Here is a 17742-nt window from a genome sequence, read left to right on the forward strand (position 1 = left end):
TCCTTTCTATGACACTTTTTTCACAGTTATTTCCCAAAGAAAAGTTACCCGGGAAATAATTTTCATTGTCAGAAAAAGTAAAAGTTTAATGGCAATTTCTCCATGCCGGCATGCTCAAACATGAAACAAAACAAGATGAAAAGAAAAAGCCAGATTTCTTTGACTCATTTGGTATGCAGTGCATTGGCAACACGTTCCTGTAAGGCAGGTACTACCTCTTCTTCAAACCACGGATTGGCTTTGAGCCAGCGGCAGTTCAATGGACTGGGATGCACAATCGGAAAATAAGAAGGCAGATATTCACGATAGGCACGTACGGTTTCGGTCAGATTCTTCTTTTTTCTGTCCTTAAGATAGTAATCAATGCTGTATTTGCCAATCAGTACCGTCAGCTGAATGTCCGGCATCAATGCAAGAATTTCCTGATGATATTCGCTCATGAATTTTCTTGGCGGCAGATCACCGGTTTTTCCTTTGCCGGGATAATAGAAATCCATGGGCATGATCGCAACCTGATCGGAATAGAAGACATCTTTTGTCATACCAAGCCATTCCATCAGCCGATCTCCGGATTTGTCATGAAACGGAATCAAAGATTCTTCTACTTTTCTGCCTGGTGCCTGACCGACAATCAGCACGCGGGCCTGTGCATTCACCTGCAGAATCGGCGGAATATTCCTTTCTGTATAAGATTTGTTCCGTGGATCCTGCATGATCTTTTCTTTGATTTTCTGCCAGTTTTCATCTTCCATGATCTTCTGCCTCTTGCCTAGATTGTACCAGCCACGCTCTGGTAAGAAAGCCATTTGCCTATGCAGCCAGACGATTCAACACATCACCGATATCCCCGTCGATACAGATACTGCGCTTTGCAATCTGATCAGGGCAGAATGCTTCACTGTAATTCAGGCAGGCATACACCGACTCAGGGTTGGAAAGTGTCATAGCCCAGAAAGGATATTTGATGATGATGGGTGTATTGGCACCTACCCCAAGTTCCAGATACAGCACATGCTGATGGGAATGGGTATTAAGAAAGCGGGCATAGCGCTGCGAAGCCAGATGCCATCCTGCATCCTCCACAAAAGAATTGTCTGCGCGAAGATTCATTTCCACATCACTGCCATCAGAACACTTTGGAATCAGAGAGGAAGGAAGCTTCATCAGCAGTTTTCCATCCGAAGGTACCTGAAAGATCTCATGTTCATCTTTGAAAAACCCCTGTGCTTCCATCGCCGCCATGACCCATTCCTCATTGTCATATGTATTCTGATCTGAAGGTACAACACTCTGAAACAGGCCATAATCTCCCTGGGTATAAAACAATCTCTGTTTATCAAAGCCGGCACGCTGGAACAGATGGTCCACGTTTGTCGTAATGACAAAATAATCTTTTCCTTCTACCAGTCTTTTAAGCTGTTCATAGACAGGCTTTGGGGCATCCACATAACGGTTGATATAGATTGCTCTGGCCCACCATGCCCATTTTGTCTCGTTATCCGGAAAAGGATAAAAACCACCGGAGTACATATCCTGAATGCCAAATGTTTTGGCAAAGTCAAAGAAATACCGCTCAAAGCGTTCTCCGCTGTAAGTCATGCCGGCAGAGGCAGAAAGACCAGCTCCGGCCCCAATGACAATTGCATCTGCAGTTTCTATCTCGTGCTTCAGCTGAAGGATATTCTGCGTATCTATGCGCCGGCCGGTGGAAATCCGGCTGCTTTCAAACCGTGGCAGTACTTCCATTGCCATCTGAATCGTATCATGATAGCCATCATCCAAATATCTGCTGTTCATAGTACCTCCTGTCCTGATCTGTAAAGACATTGAAAATCACTCGGTCCATCACACCCGGATGTTTCTGCAGCCAGGCTGTGACGGTATTGACGGCAATCGCACTTGCTTTTTCCGGGGGGAAATGAAAGACACCGGTGGAGATACAGCAGAATGCCACTGAGCGTAAATGATTCTCTACACAAAGGTACAGCACATTTGTATAACATGCCGCAAGTTCTTCTTCCTTCTGCTCTGTCAATGCGCCACTGATAATCGGTCCTACCACATGAATGACATGGGAAGCAGGCAGATTATATCCAGAAGTAAGCATCGGTACAGATGTCGGCTGTTCATAGCTGCTGCCATATTCCCTCTGTTTCTGCAGCATGCCTCTTGCACAGGCAAGACGCAGTTCAATACCGGCATAGGTATGAATACAGTTGTCGATGCAGTTATGCAATGGTACAAAGCAGCCAAGCATTTTGGAATTGGCGGCATTGACAATGGCGTCCACAGATAATGTGGTGATATCGCCCTGCCACAAAGAAATATGATCTGCCATAGGAAGATGGCTGCCAGAAGATTGGACATCAGGAAGATCCTGCCATTTTACAATGCCTCTTTCCTTATTTCTTTCCTGCAGATAGGCATCCTGTACAGCCAGAACATTGGCCGGCACAATCTTTGGCATCCTGACATTCATCAAGGCACGCAGCAGTTTCCTCTTATCTTCCACATCTTCAGGCATGGATACCTGCCCCTGAAGATCTTCATCCTTGATCAGAAAATCCAGTAAGTAATCCAAACGTTCCGTCTGTGCCATCGTATCGTTCATCTTCTCATACCTCCCAATCTTTCAATTGCATTCTGCGGGCACACTTCCACACACCTGCCACAGTGCAGGCAGCGATTTGGATCAATCACAGCCGGAATGCAGGATAGATCAATGCACTGCTGCGGACATACTGAAAGACAGGCATCACAGCCATTGCACTTATCTGTAATGAAATAGCCGGAAGGATGAATGGTTTCATTTCCAAGTGAAAATGTCCCTCTTTCAATATGGGCAGGATCACTGATATCAAAGAAGTTCCCATGTGCCTTGTAAATACGAAAGACGTTCAAAGCAGAGCGCGTATCACCAGGATAAATTGCCTGCATATACGTATTCTTTGCAAAGATCTCATCCAGCTTTTCATAGCCGATGTTTTCCACCCAGCCTGATAAACTGATACATTTCTTTCCCTGCACAGCAGAAAGCGAAATGTACTTCTGTGCCATCAGCTGATCAAAGAATTCCTTGCCCTTAGCGGTCAGAAAGTAAACACCCCTGTCATCATACAGCATCATATCAATGCACCGGGTCACCGGATGTCCTTCACCATCTATGGTTGCCACAACCGTTGAATGTATTTCATCTGTCAGTATTCTCAGATAATCTCCTGTCTCCATAGCCGCCTCCTGTATCATCAGTCTGATCACTCAGGCAGGAACATCATAGTATTCTGTTCCATTATTGTCAATTTATTTATTACATCTCATAAAACATATTTACTCTGCTTTTTCTGATTCAGGAAGCCTCAGATATGCTATAGTTAGAATATACTAACTTTAGAGAATATCTGCTTATCCATCCATGAAAAGGAGGTATGATGAAACCCGATTATCAAAACTGGATGCCAAAAGGAATAGTCATATGTGCCGTTACAGTCTTCGCCATCTGCCTGGTCAGCACCATCCTGGCATCATTGTGTATGATGTCCGGCAGTCTGAAGACAATCGTATTGATCATACTGATATTGCTTTCCATAGTATCGGCATATCTTTCTTTGAAAGCTGTCATGATGTTCCGGGCATTTTCCTACAATGGCAAAAGAAAGCTATCCAAAGAAGTGATTGATGGCATTGGCACACGGATTTCTGTTTCCAATGGGCAGAAAGGACTGGATGCAGGTTGTGGCAGCGGTGCGCTTGTCATCGCCTGTGTCAGAAGAAATCCAGATGCTGGATTTGTGGGTATTGACCGCTGGGAAAAGGAATATGTCTCTTTCAATCAGTCATGATGCCAGTGCAATGCAAAAGCATAGGATGTATCCAATGTCCGCTTCCAGCAGGAAAATGCCGTCAAACTGCCTTTTGAAGATGAAACCTTTGACGCTGTTTTCAGCAACTATGTCTATCACAACATTCCTGCCAGTGACCGTCAGGAAATCCTGATGGAAACGCTGCGTGTTTTAAAGAATGGCGGCACTTTTACCATTCATAATCTCTTCATCAGAAGTAAATATGGTGACATGAACGCATTCATCAGAAAGCTTCAGGATCTTGGTTAGGAAAAGGTGAAACTGATTGATACGACAAACGATCGGTTTATGACCAGAAAGGAAGCCAGAAGACTGATGTTAACAGGATCAGCCCTTCTGACAGAAAGGAAATAAGAAAATTGGGCATCTTGAAAAACTATCTGCAGCAGACACAGAAGCCTGATGGGCTGCTTGGCTCTTTGATGATTTCCAGCATGAACAGCCATCATGCAAAACTGGCTGACTGGGGCATGTCCCATCTTGTCAATATCGCCCCCGATACCATCGAAGAGCTGGGCTGTGGCGGCGGCAGAAATGTAAAAGTATTGCTGAGAAAATATCCAGACGCAAAGATCTATGCCTTGGATTATTCTGCCTTGAGTGTGCGAAAGACAATGCAGACAAACCGCAGAGCCATCCTGGCAAAACGGTGCACGGTAATACAGGGCAGTATAACAATTCTTCCCTTTCCCTCAGAAAGCATGGATCTGGCAACCGCCTTTGAAACCATCTACTTCTGGCCGGATCTCACGGAATGCTTCAAGGAGGTTTACCGCACGCTGAAACCAGAAGGCATTTTCCTGATCTGCAACGAATCAGATGGCACTGATGAAATGGGTAAAAAATGCGAAACCATTATTGATGGCATGAAGTGCTATTCAAAACAAGACATTGAAACAGCATTACAACAGGCCGGCTTTTCATCCATCCGTACCTTTCATCATCAGAAAAAGCCGTGGCTGACCGTTTCAGCAATAAAAGGAGATGCGCAGAAATAAAGTTTGAAACACGTAGAGAAGAAGATCATCCTGCCATATTGATACTTCCGGGAATGCTTTGTTCTGCACAAAGCATGATGCCAATCGCAAACAGATTATCCCGTCAGTATTACGTTATTCTGGCTACATATGATGGCTATGACGGCACCGGATCCATTTTCCAGGATGAGCACAAAGAAGCAGAATCAGCACTTCAGTGGCTGCAGAGCCATCATATTTCTTCACTTGCTATGGCACATAGCACCTCCATGGGTGCAGAAGTACTGATGGCCTTTGTCCAGCAGGCCCAGAATCAATCAAGGCAATGGTGGAAACCTGCTATCACTTTACATTTCCCAGAGATACCAAAACAGACACAAAGAAAATTCACTTTTCTCTGGGGTGCAGTCGAATCCGCAAAGAAATCAGAAAAGACGGTCAGACAGTCCCATCCCTATGCAAACTATCTGATCATTCCCGGTTACAAACACTGTGACTATCAGGTATGTGCACCGGATGCTTACTTGAAAACACTGCAGGGAATCTTGCAGTAGAAAAGAACATATACACTGACATGATGCAGTGAATTATGCAATATCCGTAATTTGCTTCTGTTTTTCATGTATTTTCATTGCATTTTGGACATATAACACGGGATTCCTGTTTTTGCCAGTAATTTTCAGCCAGAAGAAAAGCAGTATGCTCTGTACATACTGCGCTAAAAACAATAAACAATCGCTGCTTACAGCTTCTCAAATACAGGCAGATAGTCAATCGGTGCATCTACGATAACATACTGTCCGCCGTCAAATATCGTGCCTGTTCTCTGCTCTTTCCACTTTGCATTTGCTGGCAGATAGACAGAACGGCTGTACTGATCCAGATGCAGAATCGGAGCAATCAGCAGTTTATTGCCAAACATGTACTGATCCTGCAGATTCCAGCACTGAGCATCCTCCGGGAATTCATAGAACATCGCCCGCATGAGCGGTGAACCGTTTGTGGATGCCTCTTTGAACAGTGAAGAAAGATATTTATGCATATCAATGCGGATATCGTAATACTTCTTCATGATCCTGAAGATATCTTCACCATAGCTCCACATCTCATTTGGCTGGCCGGTATGAAGATACCCGCCGCCAAAGTCACGGTCATCCAGCTTTGGAATATTGTAAGGACCGCGGTCTCCATGTAAACGGAAGACAGGTGTATAGACTGCAAACTCATACCATCTTACCAGCAGCTGACGGAACTTCGGATCATTGACATCGTCTGTCATAAATCCGCCGATATCTGTATTCCACCAGGGAATACCAGCAAGGCCCATATTCAATCCAGCCTGTACCTGATCATACAAAGATTCAAACGTACTTGGCACATCACCGGACCAGAGTACATTGCTGTACTTCTGGCTGCCGGCCCAGCCGGAACGCAGCAGATTGGCAAATGGCTTCTTGCTTAGCTTCTTCATGTTGTCATCAAAGGTGCGGCTGTACATCTGCGGATAAAGGTTGCTGCAGGAAAGTGCAGGTCCTTTGCAATACCGATAATGATCAAAGTCATAAACGCCATAGTCCGGTTCAGAATTATCCAGCCAGAACGCATCAATGCCCAGATCATAGTAGTTCTGTTTGCAGACATTCCAGACATATTCACGTGTCTTGGGATTAAAGGCATCAATCTCAACACAGTCACCCTGGTAGTCATATGTCTGCAGAGCGCCTCTTTCCGTACGGATCAGAAGACCCTTTTCCAGCATATCCTGGAAGTGAATGCTGCGGCGGTCAACCGAAGGCCATACCGACACAACTACCTTGATGCCATAGGAATGCAGCTCATCGACCATGGCCTTGGGATCCGGCCAGTACTTAGGATCAAACTGCCAGTCGCCCTGCACTGTCCAATGGAAGAAGTCGATGACGATCAGGTCAATCTTGATATGTTCCTTTACATATCTTCTGGCAACATCCAGCACTTCCTGCTGGGTGCGGTAGCGCAGCTTGCACTGCCACAGACCCATCTCATCTTCCGGAAACTGCGGTGCCCTGCCGGTAACAGCCGTATACTGCTGCAGGATCTGCTTCGGGTTATCACCCACCGTGATCCAATAGTCCATCTGCTTTGTGGAACGGGCTGTCCATACCGTTTCATTCTTGCCGAATGTTACCGAACCAACTGCCGGGGTGTTCCACAACATGCCATAACCAAGATTTGATACGAGGAAAGGAATACTCACCTGAGAATTGCGCTGGGCAAGTTCCAGGGTGCATCCCTTGAGATCCATATACTTCTGCTGGTACTGGCCCATGCCGAAGATCTTCTCGCCATCATTGCTTTCAAAACGTACTTTCAGTGCATACTCACTGCCGCCGATGATACCCTTCCACTCTCTGCTGATGAACTTCAGACAGCGGCTTTCTTTACTCAGAGTGCCATCATAGTTGCGGAAATATTCCCGCAGAATCATCTTGTCATCCCGATAGAATGTGATGATACCGGCAAAGTTGACCACTGCCTTGAGATGTCCGTTTGTAATAGACGCAATGGGCATGGTATCCCATGAACCATCACCCACCCAGTGCTTTTCTTCACTGATTTCAACATCCACATGGGATATTTTCAACGGCTCACTCAAAGCCCAGTTTTCATCATACACTTCCGGATCCATCACTGCCCGTACCCGCAGGGAATTGTCTCCCCAGGCTTCAATACGCAGTGTTTCACCATTGTGCTTTGCAATCAATGCATTGTTTTTCTTGAGAAACTGCATGACATATTCCTCCTGAAGCCATTGTACCGCGGCCGTTACTGTCTCTCACTTACCGCTTTTTGTACTTTCCTCATGCGGAATCCACGACAGCACCCGCTGTTTCATACCCGCAATATCCAGCACGCCATATGCAAACCCTTTGCGCACAAGCTCATCCGGCACATAGGCATCATACTTTTCAAAGACAGGCACTTCCTTAGGATACAGAAGCTCCATCGGATCAAATGCTTTCTGGGCTTCCTCAGATGTAATTTGAAAGAATTCTTCCGCATCCACCTGCATCGTAAATTCCAGATAATACGGTCTGGCCGGACTCATGCCTTTCAGGCCAAGCCGCTTGCCGCAGCGGATCTTCAGGAAACGTTCCAATGCCAGAAAGGCATATGTCCCAAGCCACGGGAACAATACCCACATATTGCCGCCAAGGGAAATCAGAGGATGGTCTTTCATGCCGGCTTTCTGAAATGTTTCTCTGGCTGATACCAGCCTGGCACAGGCATGGGGCGTCAGATACGGATACATCTTTTCTTCATTTAAAACACCATACATCCTCTCCAGAATACGGGTATGAATATCACCAGGCACATCACCAAAGTAGGCAGGTACTGTCCCTTTGACAAGCGTACAGTACACTTCCCGGCGCTTGTGATCCACCTCATCCACAGCCCATACCCTTCCGGCAATGGCAATCTTGTCACCCACTGGCGGCGGTTTAACGATCGTACCAAGCTCCTGGGAACCGGCATGGACGGTATATTCCACATTTTCCTGGAATACAGCAAAGAACTTGTAATTATTGACGATTCTTTCGCCATGAATGCCAACAATCAGACCGCCATTCTCTGTCTGGCTGATCTGATCCGTTTTGATCAGATGGCGCAGCAGGATCCGGTAATCATCCGTTGTAATACGATGAAACGCTGTTAACGGAAGCACGCGGGATGCCAGCTCACCCGGTGTCATTTCCCCCAGAGATGCCAGCGTGCTCATGGTCTGATGATACAGCAGAGAAAAAGGAAGCCGTTCGGTTCTGGGCGGTTCCACAAACCGCTCTTCCAGATACAGCTGCACAAGGGCAATACCCTGCAGCAGATACCACGGAATCTGTTCCGGCAACAGAGATCTGGCCTCAGGATGATCCTCACGCATGACAAACCACATCTCAGATGGCTGGCCTCTTCTGCCGGTTCGGCCCATTCTCTGCAGAAAGCCAGACACCGTAAAAGGCGCATCAATCTGGAAGGCCCTTTCCAGTCTGCCAATATCAATGCCCAGCTCCAGGGTAGCCGTAGCACAGACACTCTTCAATGATTCATCATCCTTCATTTCTTCCTCAGCACTTTCCCGATAGGAAGAAGACAGATTGCCATGGTGGATCAAAAAGCGGTCTGGTTCATGATTGACTTCACAATACTGCCGCAATGTCTGACAGACCAGTTCACACTCTTCTCTTGAATTGGTGAAGATCAGACACTTTCTGCCTTTGGTATGTTCAAAGATGTAGGCACAGCCCGGATCCGCCGCTGCAGGTGCCTTGTCACTGGGCTCTTCATTGACAGGGGATGGCATCAGAACATCTTTGCCTTCATCTGCCTGAGGATCACTGTTAAAGAAGTGCTCCATGGACAGCCGCCACACTTCTTTGCCGCCATCAACGCGGGGAATGATCGTATCTCTGCCGCTGCCGGCTGACAGAAAGCGGGCAGCCTCCTCAGGCTTGCCAATGGTTGCGGAAAGACCGATTCTTCTTGGTGAGCAGCCTGCTGTTTTGCATAAACGCTCAATCAGACAGAACGTCTGCATGCCTCTGTCTCCCCGCAAAAGAGAATGAATCTCATCAATGACAATAAAGCGCAGATCACCGAACAAGCTTGGAATCTCCATGTGTTTGCGCATTAACAGTGCTTCTAATGATTCCGGGGTGATCTGCAGAACCCCGCGCGGTTTCTTCAGCAGTTTGCGTTTCTCAGACTGAGAGGCATCTCCATGCCACTTGGTAATCGGAATATCGGTATCCTGACAAAGATCCTTCAAACGCAGATACTGGTCATTGATCAATGCCTTCAATGGTGCAATGTACAGGATGCCAACAGAACGGGAAGGATTTTCCTGCAGCAGTGTAAGCATGGGAAAAAAGGCAGCTTCGGTCTTGCCGGATGCCGTGGATGCACAAAGCAGCACATTCTGATCTGTATTGAAGATGGCATCCCCGGCCGCATTCTGCACCGCCCTCAGATTCTGCCAGCCATATCGATAAATATAATCCTGGATAAACGGTGCATAGCGTCCAAACACATCTGACATCTTACCACCTCCTTTCTGCTAGAATATCAATCAAAGCGTAAACTCGGCATACTTCTCATCCGTTTTATCACTGACTGCCTCAGACTTTGTATACGTAAACTGATCTGACTGCATCAATTGTGCCAAAGACATATCCGGATTCTGATATAAAAGATCCAATAGCTCGATAAAGTCACGGATGACTTCACGCGGTGTGATGTTTGTATCAGCACCAATACGGGCATATTCATTCTGGATGAAAGCTGCCAGATCCTGATCGACAAGTTTTCTTGGGTAACCATACAGATCGGCATGCATATCCGCCAGCTTCTCACACAACACAAGCATTTCATCTGCCGTCAATGGATCCAGCCGGATTACTGGTGCCAACAAATCACGTGCACCCGGCCGGGAGAACTTACCCTCGGCCAGACGGGAGCGCAGTGCCTCATAGCTGTAAATACCGCGGTGTCTGTCTTCCAGTGCCTGCGGAGTAGCACCCATCAGAATGCCAAGATATTTTGCCTTGCCCTGAAGAGCATCGTTGTACATCATTAACATCTTTTCATAGTTGTACTGGCGGGTAATGGCATTGGGAATCTTGGAAAGATTGACAAGCTCATCAATCATGATCATCATGCCCGTATAGCCGGCCAGACGGAAAAACATGGCAAACAGCTTGAGATAGTCATACCAGTTGTCATCCGAAATGATGATATTGACGCCAAGCTCGTTTTTCGCCTCCGTTTTAGTCGTATATTCACCACGGAACCATTTGATGACCTTTGCCTTGGTATCATCATCTCCATCAAGATAGGCATGGTAGTACATGGATAAAAGATGGGCGAATTCAAAGCCGTGGACCAGTTCACTGATCGAAGATGTCACCGCATAGATTTCCTGATCGACAAGTTTACCTAAAGCAGGATCACCTACAGATAATCCGCTTTTGGCCACAGTGGAAGACTGTACATGGGAAATCCAGCGGTCCAGCACCAGTGTCAAAGCACCGCCTTCCGGCTTGGTCTTGGTGGAAAGATTGCCAATCAGTTCCCGGTATGTTGCCAGGCCCTGTCCCTTGGTACCCATCAGCCGGCGCTCAGGAGAAAGGTCTGCATCCACCACAATAAAGCCCTTGTCCATGACATAGTTGCGGATGGTCTGCATCAGAAAACTCTTGCCGGCACCATATTTACCAACAATGAAACGAAAGGATGCTCCACCCTCGGAAATCATATCCACATCATGCAGCAAGGCCGCAATCTCATTCTTTCTGCCAACCGCAATATAGGGAAGCCCGATTCTCGGCACCACGCCGCCCTTTAAGGAATTCAACACCGTCTGGGCAATTCTTCTGGGCACCTTTCTTCTTGTCTCACTCATCCATCTCACTCCCCTTTCAAAATCGCAATGACATCATCCCTGTAATCTTCCTGCAAAGCAAGCTTACCGTCAATGCACGTTACAGCTGCATCCCCGATCTCATCAAACAATGCTTCATTGATCTCATCCGCAATCACTTCCGGCATGCCATGCATGGAAACAATCACATCATCCACCGGCTTGTTTTCCACCAGCAAAGACAATATCTTTACCTGCTGTGCATTCAGCAGAGAGTTTGAGGATTCTTCTGACACTGTCTCTGTTTCAGGCTTTTCTGGTTCTGTTTCCTGCCTGATCATTGTTTCATTGATCTCAAAAACTGCATCCTCCATTCTTTCCTCATCTGTCATCAGGCTCTCCTGCGTCGTCATAGCATCCCTGCGTATTTCAGCAAGACTGCCAAAATGGATCTTCACAGCATCACGCTTTGCCTGCATCCTTTCCTGCTCCTTCTGCGCGATGGCAGCTTTGATATATGGCAGTGCCCAGTCACCTTCACTTTTTGCCGGCAAAGGATGCGGCAGCTGCAGATACAGACGAATCTGCCGATCACTGGCACGCACAAAGCTGACAAGCAGCTTTTTATCAAAGCCAGCCAATGTATATTTTTCCTTGATCCAATTGCCATTCTGGCAAAAGACACGCTCACAGGCATTCAGCTGATACGATACATCTTCCCTGCTGTCTCTGCGGCCATCATAGACTGCACTGAGCAAAGGTTTCCAGCTGACTTTCTGTTTTTCACCAAAGATGGCCGTAAACAGATCCTGACCCTTCTCATTGTGATACATCTTTTCAGCTGTTATCCACATCTTTCCAAGCAGAGAGAGTGCCTCTTCTTTTCTGTCTTTATACACAGCTGTATCAAAGCTGCGGTAGCGGGAATACTTCAGCAAGGCAGACGCAATCTCTTTTTCTTTGTCATCCTCTGGCTCTTTCAGCACGGAAAGATCCTTTCCCTGCTGGATACTTTCTGCATCCAGACAGCTTTGTACAACAGCCAGCGGCAGTCTTTTAACAACCGCAAAGCCAAGCATCCACTGACTGACAAGCTGCTTCATTCTGGCATCACCATGGACATTGACATAGTTTTCCTGAAATGCCTGTAAATGGGAAATACTGTCTGCAGGTGAAGATGTACCAATCTGATTGAGCAGTTCATACACATAAAGATAGACAAAGGCAGCATTTGTTTTCTGATAGTCACCTTTGCGCACCATTGTACGCCAGGTGAAATAGCCCCGCAGCTGGGCAGGGGTCAGATCATGATAGGTTGGAAAATACAGCTGGATTTCTCCATCCCATGGCACATGATCCTCATAGTCTGCCATCATCTTTCCCTGTCTGAGGAAACTGCGGCATTTCCAGGAAAAAGAGCCATCCCCATACTGATAGCTCTGCATCATATCCAGAATTCTTGCCGGCACTTTTTCCTGATGTACGCCATGGGCAAATGGAATGGAAGAAGCCTGATATTGTTCTGGGGCAGGATGCTCATCCAGCACAATCGTATAGCCGCGTGTTTTCAATGACTGCATGGCCTGATCAAAAAGAGAAAAAACAAGATCTGCATCTATACCATCATCAAAGCGGATGCCAATCCAGCTGTTCTGTTTCATATGGTAGGGAAGACCAACAGCAGGGTCATGCACATCCTTCAGGGCAGACTGCGGGCAGCGGATATCCCCGTATTCAGTGATTTCACCGGTTTCTCTGTCCATATCCCGCATCAAAAGGCCAACACATTGCCGTTCCACCGGATCCACCAGAAGAAGCATAGATTTTCTGCCGGAAAACCGGATCTGACAACGATATTTCTTTTCGGCATACACAGCCAGCTCTTTCATCTCCATGCCTCTTCCTCCCGGAACTATATTATAGGAAATTGACAAGGATTTGGCTGTTCCATACAAAAAGCACATGAATCCTCATGAACAGCGGATTTGTAAGAATTTATTGCAATACTTACTAACTGTAGATAGAAATGACACGCGGGAATTCAAGATTAATGTGTCAGCTGCTGAAACGGGATTTAATTTTGTTCTGATGACAATGGTTGATGAGGATTGTGGGCAAGATAGCAGTCTTCTTCATGGGAATAGATTACGCCAACTGCCTGTAAGTAAGCATAGATGATGGTTGTACCAACAAACTTCATACCTCTTTTCTTCAGATCCATCGAGATAGCATCGGATAGAGAGGAGGATGTTTTTCCAGTTTCATAGATGATGTTTCCACCTGTCCACTTCCAGAGATAGCTGTCAAAGCTGCCGTATTCCTGCTGGATCTGTCTGAAGATTCTTGCATTGGTGACGGCAGCCTTGATCTTGAGACGATTGCGTACAATGCCAGGATCCTTTTGTAAGGCATCCAGCTTTTCGCTGGAATAATTGCAGATAGCATCCAGATCAAAGTCATCAAAAGCTTTCCTGAAACCTTCTCTTTTATTCAGGATACATTCCCAGGAAAGTCCTGCCTGAAAGCATTCCAGTATCAGCATCTCCAGCAGTTTATGGTCATCGTGAACAGGAACACCCCACTCCTCATCATGATAGCGGATATACAGCTCATTCTTTGGATCTGCCCATCTGCACCTGGTTTTCCCATCTGCCCATTCCATTATCTGTCTCCTGCTTTTTGATTTGATTCCGGTACATACAGTCTGGAAAGATCAACGCCTTCGATCTGCAGCAGGCTGATTTTACGCTGGATGCCGCCGGCATAGCCAGTCAGGCTGCCATCTTTGCCAACAACACGATGGCAGGGAACAATGATCGAAATGGGATTGTGGCCAACCGCATTGCCAATTGCCTGGCTGGACATATGTACCTTTCCCATTCTGACTGCCATCTGTTTTCCCAGATCAGAATAGGTAATCGTTGAACCATATGGAATCTGGCAAAGCAGATTCCATACCTGTTTTTGAAATGGTGTACCAGCAGGATCCAGCTCCAGTTCCTCAATGGATGGCTTTTCTTTGGCAAAATAGCGATCCAGCCAGTGAATTGTTTTCGCAAAAACAGGAAGATCCTTCTTCTCTGTCTGTTCCATGTTGAGATTGCCGCCAAAGTATTTCTGTCCTGTAAACCAGGCACCAACAAGATGTTTCCCATTTGATGCCAGGATCATCTGGCCAAGCGGGGAATCATAGTCTGCAGTGTAGTACATGTTTGCTCCATTCATTATATTAATCAGAATCCTGACTATTCTGTTCCTTGTTTTTCCGTTTTCTAATTATTTCCAATCTTTTCCAATTCTGTACGGTCCTGGATGGAAAGCAGAATGTCATCAAGGTCATCACCTGCCCAGATATCGTTATGGTTGAGATATTCCACCATACGACGTCTTGCCTGATAACTGGCCAGGAATTCCACAACTTCCATTGTATAGCGTTTGGAAAACCTCTTTTCAGCATATTCATCATCAGTTTATGCCGCATCTGATGTTCCTTCTGCTGTCTTTTTTCAGCCGGTGTTTTCTCTTTCATTTGACTCCATTTTACGCCAGAAAAGCCCCACTGGCATAAATGGAATGATGCCGGTGAGGCTGTTTGAAATATGATGGCTTTGTGATCTTACAGCTTGCCGCCAAAGACCGGGAAGAAGCTGGCATCACCATAGTTGTCAATCTTCTTCACATGGATCAGTGTATCCATATCCTCTTTGGAAATTTCAAAGTCCACATCACCATTGGCCTTCATATGGGCAGGATTGGCCGTCTTAGGCAGTGTGATCATGCCAAGCTGCAGATCATACCGAATGCAAAGCTGTGCCGGTGTGACCCCATACTTCTCAGCCATCTTAGAAATGACAGGATTCTTCAATGCTTCACCATGGGCAACCGGACTGTAGGCTTCCATGACGATGCCTTTATCCTGGCAGTACTGGATCAGATCCATGGGTGTATTGGAAACATGGCATAATACCTGATTGACCATCGGCTTGATTTGGGCATTGTTCCAGATGTTATCAATGTCTTCTTTCAGAAAGTTCGAAACACCAATGGCACGGATTTTTCCTGCTTTGTAAGCATCCGATAATGCACGCCATGCCTCAAGATTACCTTTGAAATAGCGGTCATTGGACTGGTTGACCTTATCCCATGGCTGCGGACTGTGAATGATCATCATATCAATGTAATCCAGGCCAAGTTTTGCCAGTGATGCATTGATGCCATTCATTGCTGATTCATAATCCTTATGTTCAGCAGCCACTTTTGTTGTGACAAATAGTTCTTCTCTTGGCATGCCGCAGGTACGGATCCCCTCACCTACACCGCGCTCATTGCCATAGGCCTGAGCAGTATCAAAATGACGATAGCCAAGCTTTGCGGCCTGTCTGACTGCTTCAGCTGCCTGATCATCATCAATCAGCCATGTGCCCAGAGCAAGCTGGGGAACAACCACTCCATTTGATAGCGTTACTGTTTTGTTATACATACAATTTCCTTTCCAATGCTCTTACGCATTCATCTTTCCACAGTCACCGGCTTTATCTCCGGTCACAAAGTATTCATACGTCGGGAATTCAAACAGAACCGGCTTAAAGATATGATAATTGATCTTCCCGCGTTCATTGAGAATGCTGTCATCCGCATATGTCGCCAGAATCTTACAGAAGAACTGATCAAAGTGTTCCAGCTCATAGCAGCCATCCACTTCACATTCGATGGAAACTTTAGCATCATTGATCAACGGTGCCCCGTTATCTCCCATCGTCCATGCAAAGGCACTTGACTTATCGGTCTTGTTGCCGGAAGTTGTTCCCATCAGATCTGCCTGTTTCAGCCAGGATTCATCCACTACATTGATGGAAAGCTTCTTTGTCTCACGAATCCCTTTGTTAATGTAGTGTGCCTGTACAAGTGACACCATCAGATGGGAATGTGCCATGATACCCGCATGGGCGGCCAGTGTCCAGCTCGGTTTGCCATCCACCATTGCACCGACTACAAATACCGGGTACGGATAAAGTGCCAGCTGGGCCCCAATGTTCTTCTTTGTCATGTTTGTTTTCTCCTTTTTCTTTATCTCAAGGTCAATATGCTGACATCATGTCAGACATTGGCCATAAAAAATCAATGCAGAAACTCATTGATAAACTGAAAGACCATCTCATACACAGACGTCTTATGATACGGAACGCCCACAGCATCCATGGCTTCCAACTGCTTTGCAGTGGGATACACGTATGGATAGATGCCGTACATAAAGGGAAAGAATGCATAGCGGAAATTTTCCATCTGCGATTCACTCATTTCCGGGAAAAAGTGCTGCAGGCATTTCTTCACCATCTCCATCGCATACAGGAATTCCCTCTTGTATTCTTCCAGTCTTTCCAGTCTGCTATAGTCTTCAATCTCATACAGATTCATGGCCGTAATCTTCAGCAGTACCACCCTGCTTTCAAGAATCCTGGCAAACTGATCCGAAAAGCTTTCTTTGTTCAGATTGTCTGTCTGTTTTGACAGAGCCAGCAGATCCAGAGACCAGAGATGATATTCCCTTGTTAACAGGCCAAGAAAGATCTCTTCCTTTGTCTGGAAATAGTTATAGATCGAAGGTCTTGAAAAGCTTGTCTCCCGGCTGATCTCCTTGAGCGTAATATCATGGTAGTTCATCGTCTGATACAGCTTTGCACACGCATCGATAATTTCATTTTTCCTGCTTTCTGACAGTTCTGTAGATCCTCTAGACATCATCTTCCCGTTTCTATGCTGACATTATGTCAGCACTGTTATGATATTTCTTTCCTGACACAGTGTCTATATTATACAGATAATATTCTTCATCGCTGAAGCTTCATTTTATTTCTTCTCGGAAAATCGGACTGTTGACAAGATCTTTCAGCAGTCTGCTCGCATTCTTTCGATCCTGCTCTGTAATCTCTCCATTGCTGCTGTGCAGAAATCCCCAGAGGCCAAAGGCAAAGAAGGAATTCAGAGCTTTTTCGGGATAGCGGCTCTGGCTGAAGAGCGGACTGATGGTTTCAAACTTCTCAATGCAGCGCAGAATGAATTCCATGTACAGATGGGTGATTTTTCTTTCCGAGACGACCCTGGCTGCTGTGGCAGCGGGTTCTTTTTCAAAGGCAATCAGAACATCCAGCAGATTCTCCAGACTCTGGTTTGTCTCATTGCCAGGATTGTTTTCTTTCTGTTTCTGCATGAAGTTCATCTCTGCTTTTTCTGCCATCGTATCGTACAGATCAGAAAGCAGATCATATTTATCGTTATAATACATATAGAATGTCACCCTGCTTGTGGCGGCCCGCTCACAGATCTGGCTGACACTGATCTTATCAAATGACATTTCCCCAAGCAGTTCCTGCAGTGCTTCCTGCAGACCTTTTTTCGTTTTATAGATACGTTTGTCCATTCTTTACACATTCCCTCCTTCTGTATCGATATCTGACGTGTGCATGAATACTGTCATTGCATCAGATTCTTAACAACCGTTAATTTATTATAA

18 protein-coding genes and 1 pseudogene are annotated in these 17742 nt (G+C 46.1%); 4 read left to right on the forward strand and 15 right to left on the reverse strand.

The features are described 5' to 3' along the window. Positions 1-164: 164 nt before the first annotated feature. The 4 genes from SOI44_RS04820 to SOI44_RS04835 are packed head-to-tail and all read right to left on the reverse strand — an operon-like array spanning position 165 to position 3228. The gene (locus tag SOI44_RS04820; protein ID WP_331348091.1) at positions 165-752 is read right to left on the reverse strand and encodes a uracil-DNA glycosylase family protein; all 588 of its coding nucleotides are present in this window, start codon (positions 750-752) and stop codon (positions 165-167) included. A 58-nt stretch (positions 753-810) separates the two neighbouring features. Then, positions 811-1797 carry an SIR2 family NAD-dependent protein deacylase gene (locus SOI44_RS04825; RefSeq protein WP_331348092.1) on the reverse strand — a complete coding sequence of 329 codons (987 nt, stop codon included), beginning with the start codon at positions 1795-1797 and terminating at the stop codon, positions 811-813. After that, entirely contained in the window at positions 1775-2611 is an 837-nt protein-coding gene (locus tag SOI44_RS04830; protein ID WP_331348093.1) for a protein-ADP-ribose hydrolase, read from the reverse strand. The genes SOI44_RS04825 and SOI44_RS04830 overlap by 23 nt, the downstream gene beginning before the upstream one ends. Beyond that, positions 2608-3228, reverse strand: a complete 621-nt coding sequence (locus SOI44_RS04835) for a 4Fe-4S binding protein (protein WP_331348094.1) — start codon at positions 3226-3228, stop codon at positions 2608-2610. Before SOI44_RS04835 ends, SOI44_RS04830 begins: the two co-directional genes overlap by 4 nt. A 197-nt stretch (positions 3229-3425) precedes the next feature. On the opposite strand from SOI44_RS04835, the gene SOI44_RS04840 reads away from it, so the two are divergent. The 4 genes and pseudogenes from SOI44_RS04840 (at position 3426) to SOI44_RS04850 (ending at position 5391) form a co-directional block, all read left to right on the forward strand. Continuing rightward, a complete protein-coding gene (locus SOI44_RS04840; RefSeq protein ID WP_331348095.1) occupies positions 3426-3839 on the forward strand; it encodes a hypothetical protein in 414 nt (137 codons plus the stop codon). Positions 3840-3878: 39 nt separating this feature from the next. Beyond that, positions 3879-4109 (forward strand): annotated as a pseudogene (locus SOI44_RS10395) (class I SAM-dependent methyltransferase); the annotation flags it as partial. A gap of 119 nt (positions 4110-4228) precedes the next feature. Then, the gene (locus SOI44_RS04845; RefSeq protein ID WP_331348096.1) at positions 4229-4858 is read left to right on the forward strand and encodes a class I SAM-dependent methyltransferase; all 630 of its coding nucleotides are present in this window, start codon (positions 4229-4231) and stop codon (positions 4856-4858) included. A gap of 74 nt (positions 4859-4932) precedes the next feature. Next, positions 4933-5391: a hypothetical protein gene (locus tag SOI44_RS04850; protein ID WP_331348097.1), complete on the forward strand. Its 459-nt coding sequence runs from the start codon at positions 4933-4935 to the stop codon at positions 5389-5391. Positions 5392-5579: 188 nt separating this feature from the next. Here SOI44_RS04850 and SOI44_RS04855 read toward each other — a convergent pair whose 3' ends face one another. The 11 genes from SOI44_RS04855 to SOI44_RS04905 all read right to left on the reverse strand — a co-directional run bounded on the left by SOI44_RS04855 (position 5580) and on the right by SOI44_RS04905 (position 17649). Then, complete coding sequence (locus SOI44_RS04855; protein ID WP_331348098.1) at positions 5580-7607, reverse strand: glycoside hydrolase family 31 protein; 2028 nt, start codon at positions 7605-7607, stop codon at positions 5580-5582. A 45-nt stretch (positions 7608-7652) separates the two neighbouring features. Then, positions 7653-9911 (reverse strand): DEAD/DEAH box helicase, encoded by a 2259-nt coding sequence (locus SOI44_RS04860; RefSeq protein WP_331348099.1) that lies wholly within the window; start codon positions 9909-9911, stop codon positions 7653-7655. Between the two features lie 30 nt (positions 9912-9941). Further along, positions 9942-11273 (reverse strand): ATP-binding protein, encoded by a 1332-nt coding sequence (locus SOI44_RS04865; RefSeq protein WP_331348100.1) that lies wholly within the window; start codon positions 11271-11273, stop codon positions 9942-9944. 5 nt (positions 11274-11278) lie between these two features. Beyond that, a complete protein-coding gene (locus SOI44_RS04870) occupies positions 11279-13126 on the reverse strand; it encodes a TerB N-terminal domain-containing protein (RefSeq protein WP_331348101.1) in 1848 nt (615 codons plus the stop codon). 179 nt (positions 13127-13305) lie between these two features. Beyond that, entirely contained in the window at positions 13306-13893 is a 588-nt protein-coding gene (locus SOI44_RS04875) for a DNA-3-methyladenine glycosylase I (protein WP_331348102.1), read from the reverse strand. Next, entirely contained in the window at positions 13893-14441 is a 549-nt protein-coding gene (locus SOI44_RS04880; protein WP_331348103.1) for a methylated-DNA--[protein]-cysteine S-methyltransferase, read from the reverse strand. The genes SOI44_RS04875 and SOI44_RS04880 overlap by 1 nt, the downstream gene beginning before the upstream one ends. Positions 14442-14503: 62 nt before the next feature. Continuing rightward, a complete protein-coding gene (locus SOI44_RS04885) occupies positions 14504-14656 on the reverse strand; it encodes a hypothetical protein (RefSeq protein WP_331348104.1) in 153 nt (50 codons plus the stop codon). A 191-nt stretch (positions 14657-14847) separates the two neighbouring features. Next, on the reverse strand, positions 14848-15711 hold the full coding sequence (locus tag SOI44_RS04890; protein WP_331348105.1) for an aldo/keto reductase: 864 nt from the start codon (positions 15709-15711) through the stop codon (positions 14848-14850). A gap of 21 nt (positions 15712-15732) precedes the next feature. Beyond that, a complete protein-coding gene (locus SOI44_RS04895) occupies positions 15733-16278 on the reverse strand; it encodes a flavin reductase family protein (protein WP_331348106.1) in 546 nt (181 codons plus the stop codon). Positions 16279-16349: 71 nt separating this feature from the next. Next, on the reverse strand, positions 16350-16970 hold the full coding sequence (locus SOI44_RS04900; RefSeq protein ID WP_331348107.1) for a TetR family transcriptional regulator: 621 nt from the start codon (positions 16968-16970) through the stop codon (positions 16350-16352). Positions 16971-17073: 103 nt separating this feature from the next. Beyond that, entirely contained in the window at positions 17074-17649 is a 576-nt protein-coding gene (locus SOI44_RS04905) for a TetR/AcrR family transcriptional regulator (protein WP_331348108.1), read from the reverse strand. Positions 17650-17742 lie beyond the last annotated feature (93 nt).

Origin of the sequence: Lactimicrobium sp. (genome assembly GCF_036453465.1) — a bacterium.
Classification (GTDB): Bacteria; Bacillota_I; Bacilli_A; order Erysipelotrichales; family Erysipelotrichaceae; genus Bulleidia.